This is a genomic window from Arthrobacter rhamnosi (assembly GCF_054510975.1).
On record NZ_JBTNDN010000005.1, the window covers coordinates 207,157 to 229,880 of the forward strand.

General features: G+C 68.9%; 23 protein-coding genes. 5 read left to right on the plus strand and 18 right to left on the minus strand.

Annotated elements, in window-relative coordinates; translation table 11 throughout:
- Positions 1-49: 49 nt before the first annotated feature.
- The 3 genes from ACX80J_RS12925 to ACX80J_RS12935 form a co-directional block, all read right to left on the minus strand.
- Positions 50-1,162, minus strand: a complete 1,113-nt coding sequence (locus tag ACX80J_RS12925; protein WP_459348050.1) for an NADH:flavin oxidoreductase/NADH oxidase — start codon at positions 1,160-1,162, stop codon at positions 50-52.
- Positions 1,163-1,233: 71 nt separating this feature from the next.
- Positions 1,234-2,190, minus strand: coding sequence for a co-chaperone YbbN (locus ACX80J_RS12930; protein WP_459348051.1), 957 nt, complete (start codon positions 2,188-2,190; stop codon positions 1,234-1,236).
- A gap of 51 nt (positions 2,191-2,241) precedes the next feature.
- Entirely contained in the window at positions 2,242-3,984 is a 1,743-nt protein-coding gene (locus ACX80J_RS12935; RefSeq protein WP_459348052.1) for a hypothetical protein, read from the minus strand.
- Between the two features lie 254 nt (positions 3,985-4,238).
- Between ACX80J_RS12935 and ACX80J_RS12940 the strand changes: the two genes are divergently transcribed.
- Positions 4,239-5,558 (plus strand): AI-2E family transporter, encoded by a 1,320-nt coding sequence (locus tag ACX80J_RS12940; RefSeq protein ID WP_459348053.1) that lies wholly within the window; start codon positions 4,239-4,241, stop codon positions 5,556-5,558.
- Positions 5,559-5,602: 44 nt separating this feature from the next.
- On the opposite strand, the gene ACX80J_RS12945 is transcribed toward ACX80J_RS12940, so the two are convergent.
- Together ACX80J_RS12945 and ACX80J_RS12950 are read right to left on the minus strand one after the other, a co-directional pair.
- Complete coding sequence (locus ACX80J_RS12945; protein ID WP_459348054.1) at positions 5,603-6,412, minus strand: alpha/beta hydrolase; 810 nt, start codon at positions 6,410-6,412, stop codon at positions 5,603-5,605.
- A 43-nt stretch (positions 6,413-6,455) separates the two neighbouring features.
- Positions 6,456-6,779, minus strand: a complete 324-nt coding sequence (locus ACX80J_RS12950; RefSeq protein ID WP_459343502.1) for a hypothetical protein — start codon at positions 6,777-6,779, stop codon at positions 6,456-6,458.
- Between the two features lie 184 nt (positions 6,780-6,963).
- Between ACX80J_RS12950 and nucS the strand changes: the two genes are divergently transcribed.
- Positions 6,964-7,659, plus strand: coding sequence for an endonuclease NucS (gene nucS, locus ACX80J_RS12955; protein WP_459343503.1), 696 nt, complete (start codon positions 6,964-6,966; stop codon positions 7,657-7,659).
- A gap of 65 nt (positions 7,660-7,724) precedes the next feature.
- Positions 7,725-8,933 carry an N-acetylglucosamine-6-phosphate deacetylase gene (locus tag ACX80J_RS12960; RefSeq protein WP_459348055.1) on the plus strand — a complete coding sequence of 403 codons (1,209 nt, stop codon included), beginning with the start codon at positions 7,725-7,727 and terminating at the stop codon, positions 8,931-8,933.
- A 28-nt stretch (positions 8,934-8,961) separates the two neighbouring features.
- Here the strand turns inward: ACX80J_RS12960 and ACX80J_RS12965 are convergent, their stop codons facing one another.
- From ACX80J_RS12965 to ACX80J_RS13025, 13 genes are all read right to left on the minus strand, one after another.
- On the minus strand, positions 8,962-9,393 hold the full coding sequence (locus ACX80J_RS12965) for a DUF2550 domain-containing protein (RefSeq protein WP_459343505.1): 432 nt from the start codon (positions 9,391-9,393) through the stop codon (positions 8,962-8,964).
- A 10-nt stretch (positions 9,394-9,403) separates the two neighbouring features.
- Positions 9,404-9,697, minus strand: coding sequence for a F0F1 ATP synthase subunit epsilon (locus tag ACX80J_RS12970; RefSeq protein WP_459311051.1), 294 nt, complete (start codon positions 9,695-9,697; stop codon positions 9,404-9,406).
- A gap of 5 nt (positions 9,698-9,702) precedes the next feature.
- On the minus strand, positions 9,703-11,166 hold the full coding sequence (gene atpD / locus ACX80J_RS12975) for a F0F1 ATP synthase subunit beta (RefSeq protein ID WP_459311053.1): 1,464 nt from the start codon (positions 11,164-11,166) through the stop codon (positions 9,703-9,705).
- An 80-nt stretch (positions 11,167-11,246) separates the two neighbouring features.
- Positions 11,247-12,140, minus strand: coding sequence for a F0F1 ATP synthase subunit gamma (locus tag ACX80J_RS12980; protein ID WP_459343506.1), 894 nt, complete (start codon positions 12,138-12,140; stop codon positions 11,247-11,249).
- 91 nt (positions 12,141-12,231) lie between these two features.
- Positions 12,232-13,866 (minus strand): F0F1 ATP synthase subunit alpha, encoded by a 1,635-nt coding sequence (gene atpA, locus ACX80J_RS12985; RefSeq protein WP_459343507.1) that lies wholly within the window; start codon positions 13,864-13,866, stop codon positions 12,232-12,234.
- Positions 13,867-13,950: 84 nt separating this feature from the next.
- Positions 13,951-14,763, minus strand: coding sequence for a F0F1 ATP synthase subunit delta (locus tag ACX80J_RS12990; protein ID WP_459348056.1), 813 nt, complete (start codon positions 14,761-14,763; stop codon positions 13,951-13,953).
- The gene (locus ACX80J_RS12995; protein ID WP_459343509.1) at positions 14,763-15,317 is read right to left on the minus strand and encodes a F0F1 ATP synthase subunit B; all 555 of its coding nucleotides are present in this window, start codon (positions 15,315-15,317) and stop codon (positions 14,763-14,765) included. Before ACX80J_RS12995 ends, ACX80J_RS12990 begins: the two co-directional genes overlap by 1 nt.
- Positions 15,318-15,366: 49 nt before the next feature.
- Complete coding sequence (locus ACX80J_RS13000; protein ID WP_019481292.1) at positions 15,367-15,582, minus strand: ATP synthase F0 subunit C; 216 nt, start codon at positions 15,580-15,582, stop codon at positions 15,367-15,369.
- 74 nt (positions 15,583-15,656) lie between these two features.
- Complete coding sequence (gene atpB / locus ACX80J_RS13005) at positions 15,657-16,478, minus strand: F0F1 ATP synthase subunit A (RefSeq protein ID WP_459343510.1); 822 nt, start codon at positions 16,476-16,478, stop codon at positions 15,657-15,659.
- An 85-nt stretch (positions 16,479-16,563) separates the two neighbouring features.
- Positions 16,564-16,824, minus strand: a complete 261-nt coding sequence (locus tag ACX80J_RS13010) for a hypothetical protein (RefSeq protein WP_459348117.1) — start codon at positions 16,822-16,824, stop codon at positions 16,564-16,566.
- Positions 16,825-16,879: 55 nt separating this feature from the next.
- Positions 16,880-17,389, minus strand: a complete 510-nt coding sequence (locus tag ACX80J_RS13015) for a hypothetical protein (protein WP_459348057.1) — start codon at positions 17,387-17,389, stop codon at positions 16,880-16,882.
- A 147-nt stretch (positions 17,390-17,536) separates the two neighbouring features.
- Positions 17,537-18,559: an MraY family glycosyltransferase gene (locus ACX80J_RS13020; protein ID WP_459348058.1), complete on the minus strand. Its 1,023-nt coding sequence runs from the start codon at positions 18,557-18,559 to the stop codon at positions 17,537-17,539.
- Complete coding sequence (locus ACX80J_RS13025; RefSeq protein WP_459348059.1) at positions 18,556-20,544, minus strand: polysaccharide biosynthesis protein; 1,989 nt, start codon at positions 20,542-20,544, stop codon at positions 18,556-18,558. Before ACX80J_RS13025 ends, ACX80J_RS13020 begins: the two co-directional genes overlap by 4 nt.
- Before the next feature lie 193 nt (positions 20,545-20,737).
- On the opposite strand from ACX80J_RS13025, the gene ACX80J_RS13030 reads away from it, so the two are divergent.
- Positions 20,738-21,715 (plus strand): glycosyltransferase, encoded by a 978-nt coding sequence (locus tag ACX80J_RS13030; protein ID WP_459348060.1) that lies wholly within the window; start codon positions 20,738-20,740, stop codon positions 21,713-21,715.
- Positions 21,712-22,704 (plus strand): NAD-dependent epimerase/dehydratase family protein, encoded by a 993-nt coding sequence (locus tag ACX80J_RS13035; RefSeq protein ID WP_459343515.1) that lies wholly within the window; start codon positions 21,712-21,714, stop codon positions 22,702-22,704. The genes ACX80J_RS13030 and ACX80J_RS13035 overlap by 4 nt, the downstream gene beginning before the upstream one ends.
- Positions 22,705-22,724: the final 20 nt, after the last annotated feature.

Here is a 22,724-nt window from a genome sequence, read left to right on the forward strand (position 1 = left end):
AGCAACGCGCGCTCGGCCCCCTCGTCATCCCAAAGGAGGAGGGCCCGTGTCAGAACCCGCCGGCGCGCTCGTACTGAGGGACGGGCGGCAGGTCGTGACCCAGCTCGTGCGCGGCACGCATCCACCAGTGGGGATCACGCAGCGCGGCCCGCGCGACCAGGACGACGTCGGCCCGCTCGTTACGGATCACCTCGTCCGCCTGCCGGGCGTCACTGATCAGTCCGACGGCGCCGGTCGGGACGCCGGAGGACCGCACTTCCTCGGCGAGGGCCACCTGGTAGCCGGCTCCCACGGGGATGGACGCCGACGGCACGGCCCCGCCGGACGAGACATCGACGAAGTCGACACCCTCCTCGGCCGCGCGCTTGGCGAGCCTCGCGGACACCGCGCCGTCGAGCCCGCCCTCGGTCCAGTCGGAGGCCGAGATGCGCAGCAGCAGCGGCATCGACTCCGGGATGGTCCGCCGCACCTCGCGGATCACCTCGAGGGTCAGCCGGAAGCGGGCCTCCTCCGAGCCGCCCCAGCCGTCCGTCCGGGTGTTGACCAGCGGTGACAGGAACTGGTGCAGCAGGTATCCGTGCGCGGCGTGGATCTCCATCGTGTCGAACCCGGCGCCGACGGCGAGCGCAGCGGCCGCACCGAAGTCACCGATCACCTTCTCGATGTCCTCCTCGGTCATGGCACGCGGCGCAGCGTACCTGCCGAATGCCTCGTCGGTGGGACCGAGAGTCTGCCAGCCGCCGTCCGACTCGGCCACCGAATCGTGCCGGCCGCTGAAGGGCCAGTAGGTGGACGCCTTGCGCCCGGCATGCGCGAGCTGCACCGCCGTCTTCGTCCCGACGGCACTGTGCTCGTGGATGAAGTCGTTGATGCGGCGCCACGCATCGGCCTGCTCCTGCGTGTAGATGCCGACGTCGCGCGGGCTGATCATCCCCTCGTGACTGACGGCGGCGGCCTCGGTGATGATCAGCGCGGCTCCGCCGGTCGCGAACTGTCCCAGATGCACGAGGTGCCAGTCGGTCGGCACCCCGGGAGCGACGGTGGGCTCGCAGGAGTACTGGCACATGGCCGCGACCCAGCCGCGGTGCGCGAGGTCGAGGGAACGGAGCGTGATCGGATCGAAGAGGCCGGAGGGTCCGGTCGATGCAGCTGCGGGCGTCATGTCATCCTTCGGAGCGACGGATTGGAACGGCGGGTGGATGGGCCGGAAGGGACGAGGGCCCCGACCGGCTTCTAGAACAGGGCGCGGGCGAGCGCGCTGCGGGCCTTGGTCACGCGCGGGTCGGTGACACCGACGACGTCGAACAGCTCCAGGACGCGCTTGCGTGCCGTCTCCCTGTCCTCGCCGGACGTCCGCCCGATGAACGCGATGATGCGGTTGAACGCATCCTCGACGTGGCCTCCCGTGAGGTCGAGATCGGCGACCGCGAGTTGCGCATCGACCGCATCGGGCTCGTCGGCCCCGCGCTGCCGCACCTCTGCGGCATCGAGGTCCTGGACGCGCTGCATCAGCTCCACCTGGGCGAGCCCGGCCTTGGCATCGGCGTCGGCCGGCTGTTCAGCGAGGGCGCGGCGGTACGCTGCCGCGGCAGCGGGGTAATCGCCCTTCTCGATGGCGTCGAACGCCTCCTGGTGCAGGGGCGGCAGCGGCGGCTCCTCCCCGGCGGCGGGGGCCGGCTGGGAGCCGTCGTTCAGCGTCCCGGTCACGCCGTTGGCCTCGGCGACCTTCATGAGTTCGTCGAGATACGCACGGATCTGCGGGTCGGGAAGGGCACCCTCGAACAAGGGCACCGGCTGACCCTTGACGACGGCGACCACGGTGGGCGCGCCCTGCGCCTGGAACGCCTGGGCGATCTGCGGCTGCGCCTGCAGGTCGACGTTGGCCAGCAGGATGCGGCCGTCGAACTCCACGACGGCGGCCTCGAGCACGGCGGTCACCTGGTTCGACTGCTCGCTCCAGGTTGCACGGAGGTTCACGACGACGGGCACCTGCGCCGAGAGCTGCACCAGCTGCGGGAACGTCTGCTCCGTGACCTCGACGATGTACGGGCTCGGGGCAGCGGGGGCCTGCCGTGCCGCTGCCGGGCGCGCTGCCGCGTCGGCACGCGCCTTGAGGGCGGACAGGTCCACCGCTCCCCTGAGGTTCATGCTCGACGGCGGCATTCCGCCCCGCTGTGCTGGTGTGGACAATGCTCTGCCTTTCTCTGACTGCTGCTGGTGGAAGCTCGGGGTGCGTCCGGCTCAGCGGAGCTTGGCGGACAGCAACTGCTGGGCGGCGCCGATGACCCGGATTTTATCGTCGCTGCCGGCCGGGGGTACGTACATCATCACGGCCTCACCGTAGTTGACGTCGATGCCCTTTCGGCTGCTCTCCTTGCCGGTCAGCGCCTTGTACACGGTCCCCTTGAGGTCGATGGTGCCGCCGGACTTCGGGACGCTGGAGTACTTGTGGGTGAGGTAGCCGAAGACCATCGCCCCGCCGTCGCCCGTCAGCAGTGCCTGCGTGCGGTCGGCCTGGGGCGCGTGCGTGAAGGTGATGGTGGCGGCCTTGTTGCCGGGATCGGCCACCACCCCGGCCTGGAACTCGGTGATCGCCTCGGCGAAGGAGTTCTGCTCGAAGGTCTTGGCATTGTCCCCGGACGGTTTGGTCAGGAAGTCGGCGATGGAGGCGACGGCGTCCTGGGGTGCGGTGGCGAGTGTCCCGGACTCGTCGAGCGGAACCGGGCCGGTGGCGCCGGGAGCGGGAGGCGAGGGGAACGTGCTGCCGGGCAGCATCTGGACGGCGGAGACCAGCCGGTAGTTCTCGCGCGGCGTGTCCTGGACCAGCAGCAGTGCCTGCGGCACGGGGTTCTCGTCGCCCTGGGTGAGCGCGACGATCGTCCGCGGCCACTCGGCGTCGGTGGGGATCATGTCGAGCAGGACGGGGTCGGCGGCCACCGGCGGCGGGACCGCGGCCTTCTTGTCCTTCGCCCGCACTGCGTAGGCACCGGCGCGGAGGTCCAGCGCCCCGCCGTCGACGCGCGTGGCGAGGCGCTTGGCGTCGGAGTCGGCGTCGCCGTCGGCCACCACGGCCGCGACTGCTCCCAGGATCCGCTCGAGCTGGCTGTCGAGGACGACGGGCGGGCCGCTGGCCTTGCTGCCGGCCGACGGGGCTCCCGCAGCAGCGGTGTCCGATGCGGTGGCTGATGCGGTGGGCGCTGCGGTCGGCGTGGCAGAAGGCGACGTCGTCGCCATTCCGGGCGTGATCCCCAGCAGCGATCCGGCGCCGACCAGACCCGCGACGACCAGGACGGAACCGGGAGCGGCGTATGCAGCCCCGCCCGGCCTGTCGGCCTGCCCGTTCCTGCGGGCGTGGGCACGCGTGCCCTCCACGGGGTCGGCGGTCCGGCCGCCGCGGTTGCGGGGGGTGAGGAAGAGGAGCGCGATGCCCAGGACGACGACGAGCGCACCACCGATGATCAGCGCGAGCGCGAACGGGGTGGACTGCTCGTTGGGGCGGGTGACGGACACCTGCGTCGGAGCGGGCGTTTCGCCGTCGGTGGCGAGGAGGATGGACCAGTCACCCTCGGCGGGCTCGCTCCAGCGGTAGGTCAGCGTGCCGTCACCGGGTTCCTCGCTGATCCACAGGTCACTGCCGCGGGGGTCGGGCACGGAGTCCTCGCCCTCGGAGTACTCCGAGGTGAGCGTGTCCTCGCTGGTGCCTGTGACGCTCAGGTGCGCGGCGTCGCCCACCCAGGCCTCGACGTCCGAGGACCGCCCGACGGCCAGGGTGAACGGAGCGTCCGCGTCCACCGTCACCTCGACCGGTCCGCCCGCACCGTCGCGCGCGCCCGGCTCGATCACCGTGACCGGCGCAGCCCGGGCATCCTGGGCGACGCTCGCGGTCACCGTCTCGGCGGGAGCCCAGACCGTCCGCTGGCCGATGCCGAGGAGCATCAGCAGGAGCCCTGCCACGATGATCGGTATTGCTGTCTTTCCGCGCACTGGTTGCCTATCGTCGTCCGTTACGGCGGACCACGTGGCCCCTTCCGCTCTGAGGCCGGCGCAGCGGATGCCGCGACACAGCGCACTCAGGAATAGCTCCTCAATGGTAACGAAGTTCGTCCGAGCACTACCTCCGGACGGCGCGAAGCACCGCGCGTCAAGAACCTCGCTGCCCTGCCACCGGCTGTTAGGGTTTCGCTAGTCGGACCCTAACAGCGGTAGCAGCACCGCTCACGTGAAAGCAGAGCTCTTCGTTGACAGACCACCAGGACGTTCCGCTCGATCAGCCGCTCCCGCGGCCCGAGCCCGTCGGGACCAACGACGACGGGCAGTCCACCGGCGGACAGCCGACCATCGTGACACCTCCGCCGTCGGCCCTGCGCTCGCTCTTCTCCCTCGCGCGCAGGTCGCTCCCCGCAGCCCAGCCACGGCCGCGCTTCGAATTCCCCCCGGAACTCGAGCCCGCCCCGGTTCCCGTGGATCCCGATGTTTCGCTCACCGACGAACGCCTGAAGTTCGGCGGCGCCTACCCGAGGACCATGCGGTCCCATCCCATCCACTTCGGCTTCATGATGAGCGTCGGCGTGGGCCTCGCCCTTCTCGCCTTCTTCATCATCACGAATGTGGGCCAGCTCCTCGTCTGGATCGGAGCGGCGCTCTTCATCGCCCTCGGACTGGATCCGATCGTGCGGTGGCTCGAGACCAAGGGCGTACCGCGTCCGGTGGGGATCGCCACGTCCCTCTCGATCCTCGTCGGCTTCGTGGCAGGCTTCTTCGCCCTCCTCATCCCGACGATCGTCAGCCAGACCTCGCAGATCGTCGACCGGGGACCGGGCTACGCACAGGACTTCCTGAACTCGGAGTTCTTCACCGGACTGGACGCACAGTTCCAGCTGCGGGACCGCGTCACCTCGGAGATCGACAAGTTCTTCACCAACAGCGCGGCAGTGGGCGGGATCTTCGGCGGCGTGCTCGGCGTCGGAACGGTGATCCTGAACGCCCTCTTCGGCACCCTGGTGATCCTGGTCCTCGCGCTGTACTTCCTCGCGTCACTGCCGGGGATGAAGAAGTGGGCGTACCGGCTCGCCCCCCGCTCGCGCCGGCCCCGCGTGGAGGTCCTGTCGGAGGAGATCACCCGCAGTGTGGGCATGTACGTCATCGGCCAGGCCTGCGTAGCCCTCCTCAACGGGACCTTCGCGTTCATCGTGATGACCATCGCGAACGTCCCGTTCTCCGTGCTGCTGGCGTTCGTCGTCGCGCTGCTGGCGTTCATACCGCTGGTCGGCGGAACGATCGCGGCGGTCCTCGTCAGCCTGATCGCGCTCACGGTCGGCTGGCACACGGCGCTCCTGTTCGCCATCCCCTACGTCGCCTACCTGCAGTTCGAGGCGTACTTCATCTCCCCGCGCATCATGCAGCGCGCCGTCGCCGTGCCCGGGGCGGTAGCGGTCATCGCCGTGATCGCGGGCGGAAGCCTGCTCGGCGTCCTCGGAGCCCTGATCGCCATCCCCACGGCGGCAGCCGTGATGCTGCTCCTCAAGGAAGTCTTCATCGCCCGCCAGGACGGCCAGTAGCACGACCGGTCCGCCCGCAGCCGAGCCCGAGGTCGAGCCCCGGCTCAGCCAGCTTTCAGCGGCGACGGGGCGACGGCGGCAGGTCCCGTCCAGTGGGAAGGCAGCGGAAGCGCGACATCGGGGCGCACCACGCCCACGATCTCGTTGAGCGCCCGGGCCGCGTACTTCTCCCCCACCCAGAGGTGCTTCGCACCGTCGATCCCCGTCACGTCGGCCTGCGGGACACGGGAGAACCGTGCCACCGCGTCGTCCGGCACCAGGTAGTCGTCGAACTCGGGAACCAGTACCTTCAGGGGAAGCCCGCTCGCGCCCCATGCGTCGAGGTCGGCGTCGCCTGCCCGGTGCAGCGGCGGTGAGAGCAGGATGGCCCCTTCGATGAGCTCGGCCACCGGGTCCTGGGCACCGTACTTGAGGCACAGCTCGGTGCCGAAGGACCAGCCCACCAGCCAGATGTTGTGGAGTCCCTGTGCCACGGTCCAGTCGACCGCCGCCTGCAGGTCCAGGCGTTCACCGTCGCCGCCGTCGAAGGTACCCTCGCTGCAGCCCCGGGGGGAACAGGTGCCACGCGTATTGAACCGCAGGACCGCGATGTCCGCGAGGGCGGGGAGCCGGAAGGACGCCTTCCTGTACACGTGGGAGTCCATGAATCCGCCGTGCGTGGGCAGCGGGTGGAGCGTCACGAGGGTGGCCTCCGGCGTCCGCCCCTCCGGCGTCGCGAACTCGCCCACGAGGGTCAGACCGTCCGCGGTGAGCAGTTCGATGTCGCGGCGATCGGCGGGCAGCACCGTCGACGCCCGGATCTCTATCGCTTCGTCGCTGGTCGTGAAGGTGTACTCGGGGGTATCGCTGGCCATTCCACCAGTCTAGGTCGGCCGCACGTGCGGCCCGGACGCGTCCTCAGTAGCGGAAGCTGCGCGTCTGCCAGCACCTCACATGCCAGTGCCGCCGGTCGGCGAGGGCCGTCTCGGGCCCGAACAGCGAGTCCTCGCGCCACACCACGAGGTGCGCGATCCCGGGCAGGATCGCGGAGTTGCAGCCGGGGCATGTGTAGGTCTTGGCCGCGTTCCGCTCGGTGATGCGCCGGACCGACCATTCGCCGTCGGGCGCGGACTCGCGCAGCGGCAGGCCGGCACGGGCCCGTTCGAGGTCGATGTCCGGCGGCGGGGCCCACTTGCTCCGCGCGCTGCTGCCGGGCCGGCTGGGTCGGTTGGAGCGGGGCACCGCTCCAGTCTGCCTGACAGGCGGCGGTCCACGGAAACGAGCGGAGCCTGCAGCGCACGCATGTCCCCCACAGGTCCGCATCCGGTCCCACCGACCCCTAGAATGGACAGGTCCTACCGCCGGCGGCTCGGCTGCCCATAGCGCGCTGTAGGGATGTCCCTCGCAGTAGATCCGAAGGTTGCCCGTGCGTTTAGTGATAGCCCGCTGCTCCGTCGACTACGTCGGCCGCCTCCGGGCGCATCTCCCGCTCGCCACGCGGCTCCTCATGGTGAAGTCGGACGGCTCCGTCCTGGTGCATTCCGACGGCGGCTCCTACAAGCCCCTGAACTGGATGAGTCCGCCCGCGACCCTCAGGGTGAGCGAGCCCGACGACGCCGACCGTGCCGAAGGCATCACCGAGGTCTGGACCGTCCAGCATGCCAAGAGCGACGACCGACTCGTCATCAGCATCCGCGAGCAGTTGCACGAATCCTCGCATGACCTCGGCGTGGACCCCGGGCTCGTCAAGGACGGGGTCGAGGCGGACCTCCAGCGGCTCCTCGCCGAGCAGATCGAGCTCCTCGGAGCCGGGTTCACCCTGATCCGCCGCGAGTACATGACGGCCATCGGTCCCGTGGACATCCTGGCCCGGGACGCGGAGGGCCGCACGGTGGCCATCGAACTGAAGCGTCGCGGGGACATCGACGGCGTCGAGCAGCTCACACGCTACCTCGAACTGCTCAACCGCGATCCGTTGATGTCGCCGGTCCGTGGGGTCTTCGCCGCACAGCAGATCAAGCCGCAGGCCCGCGTGCTCGCCACGGACCGAGGCATCGACTGCATGACGCTGGACTACGACGCCATGCGCGGCGTCGACGACAGCGCCTCCCGCCTCTTCTAGAACGCTCCGTTGCCGGCCGACCCGGAATCGGTCGGGCCGGAATCGGACGGGCCTAGAATCGGACCATGGCCCTCTCGAGCGGAACACCCACTGCCCTGTCCGGACGACTGGTGACCGACGCGGGCATCGTCGACGACGGCGTGCTGCGCTGGGACGGTTCACGCATCACCGAGGTGGGACAGACCGCAGGCGGCCCCCCTGCCGAGAGGCTTCCCGAGGGCTACCTCATCCTCCCGGGACTCATCGACCTCCATTGCCACGGTGCAGGCGGCGGGGACTTCACCTCGGGCTCCCCCGCCGACGTCGAGGCGGCGACGGCGTACCTCCACCGCAGCGGCACGACGACGATGCTCGCCAGCACCTGCGCTGCACCGCTGGAGGACCTCGAGGCGGCCTTCGAACGGCTCGCCGCGGCGACCGAGGCCGGGCTGGTGGCCGGTATCCACGCCGAAGGACCCTTCCTCTCCCGGGAGCGTAACGGCGCCCATGACCCGGCGTTCCTCCTCCTGCCGACGCAGGAGGACGTCGCACGGCTCGTCGCCGCGGGAAGGGGGCACCTCACCTCGATGACCTACGCCCCGGAACTACCCGGCAGCGACGTTCTCGTCTACGAACTCGTCACGCACGGCGTCATCCCGTCCATCGGGCACACGGACAGCTCGACGGAGGAGACCAGCGCGGCCCTCGACCTCATCAACGAGGAACTGGCCTCGACCGGATTCGCAGGGTTCAGCGGGCGGCCGACAGCCACGCACCTGTTCAACGCGATGCCGGCGATCCACCACCGTTCCCCCGGCCCCGTACCGCTGCTCCTGCAGCGGGCCCGGGCCGGCGAGATCGCCGTCGAACTCATCGCCGACAACGTGCACCTGCACCCCGAGACGGTACGCATGGCGTTCACCATCGCGGGCGCGGAGAACATCTGCCTGGTCAGTGACTCGACGGCGGCCGCAGGGTGCGCGTCCGGCACCTACCGGCTGGGACGGAGCGAGATCGCCGTCGTCGGGAATTCCGCCGTCCTGATCGCGTCGGGCGCGCTGGCCGGCGGCGCCGCGAGCCTGCTCGACGTGGTGCGCTGCGCCGTGGAGGCGGGAGTCGGCGCGGAGGACGCCGTCCGCTCCGCGACGGCGGTGCCGGCGGGCGTCCTGGGACTAGCAGACGAAGTGGGAAGCCTGCGGAGCGGGCTCCGTGCCGACGCCCTGGTGGTCTCCCCCGACCTGCAGCTGAAGGGTGTGCTGCGGGCCGGTACCTGGGTGCGGCCCCTCGAGGCGTGATCCGGCCGACGTCGTTCTCGGGCAGCCGTCAGCGCCAGGTGCCGATGCCGATCACCGGACCGGCTTCGATCCACGAGGAGAGCCCCGCGTAGACGTCGTACTTCATGGCGAGGTCGAAGGGCTCGCCCTCGTAGGCCAGCTGGACGATGATCGCCCCCGGCTGGATCCGCACACGCTCCGCTTCGGTGGGAGCCCGCCAGCCTTCCACCTCGAGGGAACTCCGGAGGAAACGGAACTTCGGGATGGGGCTCAGCGACAGAAGGCTGAGCCATTCCAGGTTCTTGTCCGTATAACGACAAACCCCCACCCGCCAGCCCTTGGGAGGGAGGCGGATGGAGGCGTCGAACGTGCCGAGGGCACGGTTGAGCTGGTAGCGACGAAGCAGGAAGGCGCCGATCACGAGCACGAGCAGGCCGAAGACGACCGCAAGGCAGATGAACGTCACACCCAGTGCCTCCATGCTGGGAACCCTAGACGGATTCCGGAGTCACCGAACCGCCGACCCTGGCGTTGTCCGCCACGATCACTACCCGGTTCGAGTCGACAGAGAAGAAGCCACCGTCCACACCGACCACCAGGCGTTCGCCGTCGACCGGGTCCACCGAGAGCTCACCCGCTTCAAGGATCGCCAGGATGGGAGCGTGGCCGGGAAGGATCCCGATCTGCCCGTTGGCGGTGCGTGCGTTGACCGTGCGCGCTGCGCCCGACCACACGAAGTGGTCGGCCGCAACGATTTCGACCTCGAGTTCGCCGTGCGATGCCATCAGCGTTACTTACCGGTCTGAGCTTGGATCTTGGCCCACTGGCGCTCGACGTCGTCGAGGCCACCGATGTTGAAGAACGCCTGCTCCGCGATGTGGTCGAGGTCGCCGTTGCAGATCGCCGCGAAGCCTTCGATGGTGTCCTTGATGGAGACCGTCGAGCCCTCGACGCCGGTGAACTGCTTGGCTGTGTAGGTGTTCTGGGAGAGGAACTGCTGGATACGGCGCGCACGCGCGACGATGACCTTGTCCTCTTCGCTGAGCTCGTCGATACCGAGGATCGCGATGATGTCCTGCAGTTCCTTGTTCTTCTGCAGGATCTGCTTCACGCGCACGGCCGTGTTGTAGTGGTCGTGCCCGATGTACTGCGGGTCCAGGATGCGCGAGGTCGAGGCGAGCGGGTCCACGGCCGGGTAGAGGCCACGGGACGCGATCTCGCGGGAGAGCTCGGTGGTCGCATCGAGGTGCGCGAACGTGGTGGCCGGAGCCGGGTCGGTGTAGTCGTCGGCAGGGACGTAGATCGCCTGCATGGACGTGATCGAGTGCCCCTTGGTCGAGGTGATGCGCTCCTGCAGGAGGCCCATCTCGTCGGCCAGGTTGGGCTGGTACCCCACGGCGGACGGCATACGGCCGAGGAGGGTCGACACCTCGGAGCCTGCCTGGGTGAAGCGGAAGATGTTGTCGATGAAGAGCAGCACGTCCTGGTTCTGCACATCGCGGAAGTACTCCGCCATGGTCAGGGCCGAGAGGGCCACGCGGAGGCGCGTTCCCGGCGGCTCGTCCATCTGGCCGAACACGAGGGCCGTGTCCTTGAGGACGCCGGCCTCTTCCATCTCGACCCAGAGGTCGTTTCCTTCACGGGTGCGCTCACCGACACCGGCGAACACGGAGGTGCCACCGAAGTTGCGGGCGACACGCGTGATCATCTCCTGGATGAGGACGGTCTTGCCGACCCCCGCACCACCGAAGAGGCCGATCTTTCCACCCTTGATGTAGGGGGTCAGGAGGTCGATCACCTTGATGCCCGTCTCGAGCATCTCGGTGGAGCCTTCCAGCGACGCGAAGGACGGAGCCTTGCGGTGGATCGGCCAGCGCTCGGAGATCTCGAGGGCGGACTCCTCGACGTCGAGGGGCTTGCCCAGGACGTTGAAGATGTGGCCCTTCACGCCGTCGCCGACGGGCACGGAGATGGGGGCACCGGTGTCCTGCACCACGGTGCCGCGGACGAGACCGTCGGTGGCCTGCAGCGAGATGGCGCGGACGAGGTTCTCACCCAGGTGCTGCGAGGTCTCGAAGGTGATCAGGCGGGTCACACCGTTGAGAGTGACCTCGGTGGTGAGCGCGTTGTACATTGCGGGGATTGCGTCGGCCGGGAACTCGACGTCGACAACCGGGCCGATGACACGTGCAATACGGCCGGTGGCGCCGGGGGCAACTGAGTCCGTACCGTGTTCAACAGTCTGGGCAGTCATCTCTCTCACTTCATTTACGTAGATGGCGTGGAAACAAGTCTAGCTGTGCACCCGGCGCCCGCGAGGACCCGGATGGGGTGTCAGGAGGCGTTCAGCGCGTCCGCGCCGGCCACGATCTCCGAGAGCTCCTGGGTGATCTCCGCCTGGCGGGCGGTGTTGCGCAGACGCGTGTACTTCTTGATGAGCTCGGTCGCGTTGTCGCCTGCCGACTTCATGGCCCGCTGGCGCGCGGCGAGTTCGCTCGCCGCTGCCTGCAGCATGGCGGCGAAGATGCGCGCTTCGATGTACCTCGGGAGGAGCGCGTCCAGGACCTGCTCGGGCTCCGGCTCGTACTCGTAGAGCGGGAGGATCTCGCCGTCCTGCGACTCGTCCTCGTCCACGACCTCGAGCGGGAGCAGCCGCATGACGGACGGCTCCTGCACGACCATGGACCGGAACTTCGTGTAGACGACGTGGATCTCGTCCACGCCACCGTCCTCGTAGTCCTTCAGGAAGGCGGACAGGAGCGCCTCACCGACCTCCCGGGCGACACTGAACTCGGGAGCATCGGTGCCTCCGGTCCAGATCCGCTCGTACGCGCGACCGCGGAAGTCGAAGTACGACTGAGCCTTGCGTCCGACCAGGTATGCCTGGATCTCCTTGCCCTCGGAGCGGAGCGTCTCGAAAAGCCCCTCCGCCTGCTTCAGGGCACTGGCCGAGTACGAACCGGCGAGGCCGCGATCGGAGGCCATCACCAGCACGGCTGCTCGCCGCACCTGACCGTGCTCGGTGGTCAGCGGGTGGTCGATCTCCGTCTGCGACGACACGGCCGAGACGGCACGTGTGATCGCGTTCGCGTACGGCAGCGCAGCGGCGACGCGCGTACGCGCCTTGCCGATGCGAGAAGTCGCGATCAGTTCCATCGCCTTGAAGATCTTCCGCGTCGACGTGGTCGAGGCGATCTTCTGGCGGTAGACCCGGATCTGGGCTCCCATTCTTGTCCTTTCCTTCGCTCCCGGTAGGGAAGCGATCAGGCCAGGGTCCTGCACGCCGGGAGGGGTCGGGCCCCTCCCGGCAGCAGATCCTCTAGCGCTTGTGCCTGACGATCTTTTCCTGCTCGACCGAATCGGCGTCGATCGCTTCGTGCTCCTCGTGGCCGGGGTGGATCCCGTTCGCGCCGGTACCGAAGAAGCCCTGCTTGAAGTTCGTGATCTGCGTCTTCAGCTCCTCGATGGTCGAATCCTCGAGCTTGCCCGTCTGGGCGAGCGTGGTGAGGATCGGCGAGGTGTGGCCGAGGTGCTCCAGGAACTCCGTCTCGAAGCGGTTGATGTCCTCGACCGGTACGTCGTCGAGGTGCCCGTTCGTTCCGGCCCAGATGGAGACGACCTGCTGCTCCACCGGCATCGGGGAGTACTGGCCCTGCTTGAGCAGTTCCATCAGGCGGGCACCACGGGTCAGCTGCTGGCGTGACGCCGCATCCAGGTCGGAGGCGAACATCGCGAAGGCCTGCATGTCGCGGTACTGGGCGAGGTCGAGCTTCAACGTGCCCGAGACCTTCTTCATCGACTTCACCTGTGCGGCACCGCCCACTCGGGACACCGACACGCCGACGTCCACGGCGGGGCGCTGGTTGGCGTTGAACAGGTCCGACTGCAGGAAGATCTGGCCGTCGGTGATGGAGATGACGTTGGTCGGGATGTAGGCCGACACGTCATTCGCCTTCGTCTCGACGAGCGGGAGTCCCGTCATCGAGCCCGCACCGAGCTCGTCCGAGAGCTTGGCGCAACGCTCGAGGAGGCGGGAGTGCAGGTAGAACACGTCACCCGGGTAGGCTTCGCGTCCCGGCGGGCGCCGGAGCAGCAGGGACACCGCACGGTAGGCCTCTGCCTGCTTGGACAGGTCGTCGAACACGATGAGGACGTGCTTGCCGCCGTACATCCAGTGCTGGCCGATCGCCGAACCGGCGTAGGGAGCCAGGTACTTGAAGCCCGCGGGGTCGGAGGCGGGAGACGCGACGATGGTCGTGTACTCCAGCGCACCCTTGTCCTCGAGGGTCTGGCGGACGGCTGCGATGGTCGATGCCTTCTGGCCGATCGCGACGTAGATGCAGCGGACCTGCTTGTTCACGTCACCGGAAGCCCAGTTGGCCTTCTGGTTGATGATCGTGTCCACGGCGATGGCGGTCTTGCCGGTCTGGCGGTCGCCGATGATCAGCTGACGCTGGCCGCGGCCGATCGGGATCATCGCGTCGATGGCCTTGAGCCCGGTCTGCATGGGCTCGTGCACCGACTTGCGCTGCGTGACGCCAGGCGCCTGGGTCTCGAGCGCGCGGCGTCCTTCGGCGACGATCGGGCCGAGGTCGTCGATGGGCTGGCCGAGGGGGTCGACCACGCGGCCGAGGAAGGCGTCGCCGACGGGAACGGAGAGGATCTCGCCCGTGCGGTGTACTTCCTGGCCTTCTTCGATTCCGTTGTAGTCACCGAGGACGACGACACCGATTTCACGGGTGTCGAGGTTCTGGGCGAGTCCGAGCGTGCCGTCCTCGAACCGCAGCAGCTCGTTGGCCATGACGGAGGGAAGACCCTCGACACGGGCGATGCCGTCACTGGCGGTGGTGACGCGTCCGACTTCGACGCGCTCCGCGTTTCCGGGCTCGTAGGACGCCGCAAAGTCGTTCAACGCACTACGGACGTCTTCGGCGTTGATGGTCAATTCGGCCATCTCAGTCCCTGCTCTCCTGTGTTGTGATCACCAGATGCGTGGCGACCGGGGTGTGATTCAGTGGGTGTGACAAGGCGCGCGCGCCTATCCCGCCAGCCTGCGGCGGAGTTCGGACAAGCGCGTGACCACGGTGGAGTCGACCATTTCGTCTCCGACGCTGACACGGACTCCCCCGATGAGTGAGGGATCGACGTTCACGTTGACCTTGAGCTCGCGGCCGTACATCGCGTTCAGCCCGGCTTCCAGCCGCTCGAGCTGGCTTGCCGTCAGCGGACGGGTAACGCTGACGTTGGCAATCCAGCGCTGCTGGCGTGCGGCGACGAGCTCGAGGAACCGCTCCACGAGGGCTGCGGGCTTCAGCCCGCGCGGTGCCCGCACGGCCTGTGCGATGAGGAGCCTGCCCGCAGGTCCTGCCTGCGGAACGAGCTTCAGGCCGAGTGCGACCTTCGACTCGGGCGTCGCCTGCGCTTCGGACAGGGCGCGCTGCAGCGCATGGTTCGAGGCGACTACCTGCATGAAGGAGTACAGCTCGTTCTCTAGCCGGTCCAGGCCTTCCACCCCGCTGCCCTGCTCGGCGACCGAGATCACCACGGTCGCCGCGAGGGTCTCCAGGGCGTCACCGATGTCGCGTGCGTTGGCCCAGCGCTGGCCGACGAGGTCCTTGACCACGTCGGCTGCCTCGGGCGAGACACGACCGGCGATGAGCTGGTCGACCAGCACGGCCTTGTCCTTGCCGGTGCGGGACGGATCGGTCAGCGCGCGGCGCAGCCCGGCGTTGCTGTCGAGGATCGCCAGCACGCCGAACAGGTCCTCGGCCAATGCGAGGGTTGCACCCGGCAGTCGGGACTCCAGTCCTTCACGGACCGTTGCCAGGGAGACGCTCGATACTCCTGCCATTACTTCGCTGCACCTGCGCTTTGCGACGACGTCTCGAGGTCGGCGAGGAAGCGGTCGATCACGCGTGCCGACCGGGCGTCGTCCGCGAGGGACTCCCCGACGATGCGGCTTGCGAGATCCGTGGCGAGCGTACCGACCTCGGAGCGGAGCGAGACCACGGCGGCCTGGCGCTCGGCTTCGATCTGCACGTGCGCCTGCTCCGAGATGCGTGCCGACTCGGCCGCTGCCTTCTCCTTGAGCTCCGCGAGGATCTGCGCGCCTTCGGCGCGTGCTTCCTCACGGATCCGGTTGGCCTCGGTGCGGGCCTCCACGAGCTGCTGCTTGTACTCGTCGAGCGCCGCGTTGGCCTGGGCCTGTGCGGCCTCGGCCTTTGCGATACCGCCTTCGATCGCTTCCGTACGCGCTGCGAAGGTCTTCTCGAACGCCGGCATGACGAACTTGATGACGATGAACATCAGCACGGCGAAGCCGGCAAGCGTCACAAGGAATTCCCACCAGTTCGGTGCGAGCGGGCTCGATCCCTCTTCTGCCGCCATAATTGCTGCCTTAAGCATTTTTCACCCGTCTTTCTTCAACGTGTCTTCGATCGATCCGGACGGGGTGTCAGGCGCCGATGACGAAGGCGAAGACGAGACCCAGGATCGCGAGGGCTTCGGTCAGTGCCAAGCCGAGGAAGGCGATGGGCTGGAGGACACGCTGTGCCTCAGGCTGGCGAGCTACGCCATTGATGTAGGCCGCGAACACGAGACCGACACCGATACCACCGCCGATTGCGGAGAGACCGTATCCAACGAGGTTGAGGCTACCCTGTACTTCCATTGTGTTCCTTTCAAGATGCCGCTTGCTGCGACAGGTTGTTTGGGATCATCCCCGACGGGGAAGACTTGTGTGAATCAGTGGGCGTCGGCGTGCAGTGCGCCTTCGATGTAGATCGCGGCGAGCAGCGTGAAGACGTAGGCCTGGAGGATCATGATCAGCGCCTCGAGCATGTACATCGCGACGGCCCCGACGAGGACCAGGACGCTCGTGCCCTGCAGCAGGATGTTGCCGGTGGAGACCATGTACTCGATCGCCGAGCCGGCCAGGGTCACGATGAGGTGACCGGCGAGCATCGTGGCGAAGAGTCGCAGCGAGTGGGTGACCGGGCGGACGATGAAGTTCGAGATGATCTCGATCGGCACGACGATCGGGAGGATGTACCACGGCACACCCGAGGGGACGACGGCCAGCTTGAAGTAGCGCAGGCCGTGCTTCTTGAGGCCGATGCCCACCCAGAGGATGTAGAAGATCGCCGCGATGGCGTAGGCGCTTCCCGGGTGCGAGAAGCTCGGCAGCTGGAGGAACGGGATGGCGCCGAAGATGTTGTTCACCAGCACGAAGAAGAAGGCGGTGAAGAGCCAGGGGACGTACTTCAGGAAGTCCCGGCCGCCGATGATGTCCTTGCCGATGGAGTTGCGGACGAAGCCGTAGGCCGACTCACCGAGGAACTGCACCTTTCCCGGCACCAGCTGCTGGCGGCGGGATGCGACGAGGAAGAAGGTTGCGATGAGGATCACCGAGAGGATGACCATGAGCATCTGCTTGCCGAAGCCGGGGTCGAACCAGACGCCGTAGTGGTCACCCCAGGGGAGGAGATCCCGGTAGTGGGTGTCCTCGATCGTCGGGGCTACGAATCCCTCTTCGGTAGTTGCGGCCGGGAGCGCAAGCGCGATCAACGCGTTTCCTCTCTGCAGTGTCCATCGTTGGGCAAGATCTGTTCGGTCGCAGTGGAACTGGTCCGACTCGTTAAGTTATGGGGATTCACTCGCGTTCAGCCTCGGTCCCGGGCACGGTCCGCCCGCCCTGCGGCTTCGGGGTGTGGTTCCGGGTGAGGTTGTGCATGTGGGAGAGGTAGAAACCCCCTGCTGCACCTAAGAACGCTCCCGCCAGCACCAACCAGCGCGTGTCGAGGAGATTATCCAGCCCCCAGCCTATCAAACTCCACACCGCGATCCCGCCAATCATGTAGCTGAAGACGGCGATGCCGGCGTTGTACCCGCCGTTGGAATAGCGCGCGTCCACGTCCTGGGGCGGCGTTCCGCGACCCTCCTCCGGACCGGGCGTGACGCCCGCCACGTCAGCGTCCTTCCAGCGGATCGGCGGACGGCGCCGCGCCCGCCGGGCCGTCGGGCGCCGCGTCGTCGTACAGGGGTGTCCTCAGGCGGGAGAACGCGACGACCTCCGCCACCTGCCAGGCGACGACGGTCGCGAGCGCCCCGGTGAAGAACCAGGTGCGGTCGAGCCAGCCCGGCGTCCCGAGGAGGAACAGGACGGCGGCGAACCCGACGACCTTGATCGCGTAGGTGACGGCGAACAGCCCGAGCGCACCGGACGGATTGGTCCTGCCGGTGAAGTGTCCGATCAGCAGGCTGATGCCGAAGAAGGTGACCACGAGCGCCGAACCGAACAGCACACTCGCGCCGGCGGCGGCGGAGGTCGCGAGGGTCGCGGCGACCGCGAGCACCAGGGCGATCGCCCCGCCCGCAGCGGCGCTCCGCGCGAGGATGCGCAGCCAGGGGGACGCGGTGGCCTCCGCTGCGGCCACGAGGGGCTGGGCTCCGTTCGCCGGGTGCTCCGGTCGTGGCACGTGCTGGTCCGCTCTGTCGGCTGCGCCGTCCGGCGCCCTGCTGGTCCTCCGTCGACGGCGTCGGGAGGGTGGTGCGGATGCGCGTGGAGAACACGCCGCACCGGCGCCTGAAATTCTACCGCACGGCGAACGGCACGCCCGGAGCGGTCAGGGCGTGGCAGCCGTGCGCCGACGGGCGAGCGCGCGGAAGATCCGCGGGGAGTAGAGGTAGAGGGCGACGACGGCAGCGGCGAACAGCGAGGCGGAGACCGCCAGTGGCGCCGGTGCGGTGGCGAGCACGAAGCCGGCCGCTCCGGTCAGCGCGGACAGGATGCTGACGAAGAGGGACACTTGGACGTGGCTGAGGCCGGTGTCGGTGAGCCGCTGGTACACGTGCTGCCGGTGGGCCGTGTAGAGGCGCTCACCGCGGCGGGCCCGGCGGACGAACGTGGTGAACGTGTCCGCGAGGTAGATCAGCACGGGCGAGAGCAGGTATTCGAGGTAGACCCCCGCCAGCAGGCCGGTCACGGCGATCGCGGCGACGGACGCCCCCAGGAGGTAGCTGCCGACGTCCCCGAGGAAGACGAATCCCCGGCCGAGGTTCCAGGGCAGGAACCCGGCGAACGCCGCGGCCACCACGAGCCCCGCGACCGTCAGCCACAGCTGGTCGCTCAGCACGCCGGCGTAGGAGTAGAAGAGCCCGACGACGAGGCCGTGCATGCCCGAGATGCCGTTGATGCCGTCCATGAAGTTGGCAGCGTTGATGTAGGTGGCGACGGCGATCGCGCCGATGGGCACCCACCAGTAGCTGCTCTCGTCGATGGTGGTGGCGAGCGCCGCGGTGCCGATGGCGCCGATGAGGAGCTGCGCGCAGGCGCGGACCCGGATCGGCAGACCGCGGAAGTCCTCCATCCATCCGAGCGCAGCCGATGCCCCCACCATGCAGATGATGACCAGGATCAGCGACCGGTCGACGGCGACGAGGCCGGTCGCGAGCGAGAGCACCAGCGCGACGAGGATCGCCACCGCTACCGCCACCCCCATCCCGCGGATCACGACGGTGCTGTGCGAGGAGCGGTGGTTGGGGATGTCGATGACGCCCAGACGCTTCAGCAGGGGCTTGACGACGGTGGGCAGCGCGAGCGACAGCCCCAGCGCGACGGCGGCGACGACCGCCAGGAGCGCCGTCACGAGTGTCCTCCGCCCGCCCGCGAGGGCGTCGGGTGCGAGGTCGACGGATGCGAGGTCGACGGGTGCGCCGCCGATGAGCCCTGTCCGTCGTGCCGGACGCCCCCCGGCCCGGGCGAACCCTCGGGGGGAGCCCCTGAGGAGCCGTCGGACGGAGCGATGCTGCGGCGGCCGTCCCCGAACCCGCCCTCGTCCTTCCACTCGGCGAGGCTGAGTTGCTGCGGATCGAGCGGCGCCACCGAGGTGTGCGAGATCTTGGGGTGCAGCGGCCGGGAATCGTTCTCCCCGACGCCGATCAGGTCCTCGTGCATCTTCTCGCCGGGCCGCAGACCCGTGAAGACGATGTCGATGTCCTTTCCGGACATGGCGATCATGCGCTGGGCGACGTCGAGGATCCGGACGGGCTCACCCATGTCGAGGATGAGCACCTCCCCTCCCCTGCCGATCGCCCCGGCCTGGACCACGAGCTGGCAGGCCTCCGGGATGGTCATGAAGAACCGGGTGACCTCCGGATCGGTGACCGTGATCGGGCCGCCCGTGCGGATCTGCTCGGTGAAGAGGGGAAGCATCGAGCCCCGGCTCCCGATGACGTTCCCGAAGCGGACGGACACGTACTTCTGGCCCGTCCGCTCCGCGTGCCAGGACGTGAGCTTCTCCGCGACGCGCTTGGAATGCCCCAGGACGCTCGTGGGGTCGGCCGCCTTGTCCGTCGAGATGTTGACGAAGTTGGTGACACCGACGGCTGCGGATGCCCGGAGGACGTTGAGGGAGCCCTGGACGTTCGTCTTCCAGGCCTCCTCCGGGTACTGCTCGAGCAGTGATACGTGCTTGAGCGCTGCGGCGTGGAAGACGACCTGCGGCCTGCGGTCCTCGAAGATGTTCAGGAGGGCGTCCGCGTCACGGATGTCGGCCAGCACGGTGTCGCGGCCGGTCAGCAGGCCGCGGCCCGTGAGGGAGATCTGCGTCGACTGGAGCCCGGTCTCGTCGCGGTCCAGCATGATGAGCTCGGCCGGCGCGAAGCCGGACAGCTGGCGGCACAGCTCGGAACCGATCGAGCCGCCGGCGCCGGTCACCAGCACGCGCTTGCCGGTGATGTAGCCGGCCACCTCGTCGGGGTGGATGTCGACGGGGCGCCGGCCGATGAGGTCCTCCACGGCGACCTCTCGGAAGTCGGCGATGCCGGCACCCGCCGCGCCGAGCATGTCGCGCAGGGGCGGCAGGACGAGCACCTTGATGCCGAGTCCCTCCACGAGGTCCGAGACCCGGCGCACCTGGGACGCCTCGACCTCGGCGAAGGCGATGACGAGGATCGAGGCCTGCGTCCGCGTGGCGATCTCCCGCAGGTCGTCGATCCTGCCGAGGACGGGCACGGTGGACAGCCGCAGGTGCTTCTTGGCCGGGTCGTCGTCGATCAGGCCGACGGGGAAGTAGGGGGACTCGGGATCCTGCATCATGCGGACCACGAGGGAGTTGCCGAGGAAACCGGCACCGTAGATCAGGGTGCGCTGCGCGTCCTCCCCCGGCTTGGCCTTGCCCTCCACGTACATGCGCTTGAGGTAGCGCGTCGCCGCGAGGAACATGCACGCGAAGGGGAAGGCGATGATGCCGATACTTCGCGGGACCTCGATCACGGTGAAGAACGCGACGCTGACGAGCACCAGGATCACGGCGACGAGGACGGCGACGATCACCAGCAGTCTCGCCTCGTGGAAGCTGCCGAAGCTGTATCTCCCCCGGTACAGCGCGAAGCTGAGGCCCACCACCAGCTGGGCGATGACGGCCACAGCGCAGAAGGTCGCGATACCGGCGACGTTGACTTCCTTCACCAGCAGCTCGTAGCGGAGGATCAGTGCGAGGACGATGGCCACGATCCAGGCCGCCGCATCGAGCAGGTACTGCGACCACAGCCAGATCGCCGGCTTGTCCCCGGCGGGAGTTCCGGCAGAGCCTGGTGTCCGGGCGGAAGCCCGGCCTTCGTTGAGTCCCATGATTCCTAACGGTGTCATGCAGGCCGCCACCGCGTTCCGCCGAGGTGCGGCCGCCGGGGGCCCGGCACCGGCAGGGCCGGTCCGGCCGGGGGTGGAACACGGTGTAATAGACTGCTATTACCCGAGAATACTAACTGCACCGCCTGTGCCAGGCCTGTTGCGCACAGCCCTGGCGCGGCCCGGAAGGAACACGTTGCACGTCTCCGACGCCGGTACTCCGCGCGTGTTCATCGTGATCACCACCTTCAACCGGGCCGCACATCTCGCGGAACTCCTCGACTCCATCGCAGCCCTCGACCCGGCACCGTCCGGCGTCGTCGTCGTCGACAACGCGAGCACCGACAGCACCGCGGAGATCCTCGCGGAGGCGGGTCTGCCGGTCCTCGTGCACCGGCCGGCACGGAACCTCGGAGGCGCGGGCGGCTTCGCGGCCGGCGTGGCACGCGCCCTCGACGAGGGGGCCGACTGGCTGTGGCTGATGGACGACGACGTCGTCGTCCTCCCCGACGCCCTCGCGTCCTTCGGCCCCTGGATGCACCGCTATTCCTGCATCCACGGCCGCCGGTACGACGCCGAGGGACGGCCGTTCTTCTGGCAGCACAGCCTCAACGAGTTCCTCGGCGTCCACCTGCCCGTCCGCGGGAACGTCTTCGCGCAGTCACCGGTCTTCCATACGAACGTGGGCTGTTTCGAGGGCATGCTGGTGGCCGCCCCCGTGGTGCGTGAGATCGGACTGCCCGACGCGCGGTTCTTCCTCAACGGTGACGACCTCACCTACGGCTGGCTCATCGCGCAGCGGTACCCGGTGGCGTATGTCGACGCCTTCGTCCTGCGGAAGACCCGCGCGCAGCGCCAGGTGGACCTCGGGGTGCGGCACCTGAACGATTCGAGCGACCTCTCGCGGTTCTGCGGCATGCGCAATCGCGGCTACCTCGCGCGCTACCTCCAGCTCCATGGCCGCTATCACCGCGCCGGATTCGGCGCCGGGACCGTCCTGACCGCGGCGAAGGAGCTCGTGCGGCTGGTCGCCGTCGAGCGCTCCCTCTCCGGTGCGTCCTCCCTCTGGCGCGGCTGGCGCGCCTCGCGGGTCATCCTGCACGACCCGGACTGGACGCCCGAGCCACCGCTTCCCCTGCCCGGCCCGTCCGGCTCCCTGGGAACCGCGTCATGAGCTGGCTGGTCCTCGGCGGCTCCGGTTTCGTCGGGTCCGCGGTGCTCCGCGCGCTCCGCTCCTCGGGGATCGACGCCACCGCCGCTGCAGCGCCGCGCCTCACCACGACGGCGGACACCGCGGATGCCGTCGGAGAGGCGGCGGCACGCATCGACACCGCGGAGCTGGAGGCAATCCTGCAGGGCCATGCGGTCGTGGTCAACGCAGCCGGTCTCGCCACTCCCTCCGCGGGCGGCGGAGCGGACCTCCTGGGCGCGAACGCCCTGCTGCCCGCCGTCGTCGCCCGTGCCGCGGCGGCCGCGGGAGTCCCGCGCTTCCTCCACCTCAGCAGTGCTGCCGTGCAGGGCAGGACACCGGAGCTCGACGAGACGGACACGGTCCGCCCCTTCTCCGCCTATTCACGCAGCAAGGCCCTCGGCGAGCAGGCACTCGCCCTGGTGGCGGCCGGCCACCCCGGCCTGTCGGTGGTCACCATCCGCGCCACGTCCGTGCAGGGACAGGGCAGGCCGACGACGGCGGCGCTGGCGCGGCTCGCCCGCTCCCCCCTCGCCTCGGTGGCCGCTCCCGGCAGCGCCCCGTCCCCCGTCACGTCCGTCGAGGCCCTCGCCGACCTGGTCCTCGCCGTCGGGCTGCACGAGGGACCCGTACCGCCGAGGGTGCTCCAGCCCTGGGAGGGGCTCACCGTCCGTAGCGTCCTCGAAGCCGCCGGGGGCCGACCGCGGGTGCTGCCGGCAGCGCTCTGCCGGTTCGCGGTCGGGAGCGGATACGCGCTGTCGACCGTGCTGCGCGGACGCCTCGACGGTTCTGTACGCCGCGTCGAGCTGATGTGGTTCGGGCAGGACCAGGTACCGGGATGGGCTGCGGCTCAGGGCATCGTCCCGGCGGCGCGGGCGCGCGACGTCCTTGCCGGGGCACAGCACGATCGGAACGGACAGGGTCCCCGGGGGTCCCAGGAGGATCCGGGACCACAGGACGCCTCCCGCACCTGAGCCGCGTCAGCGGGCGCCTG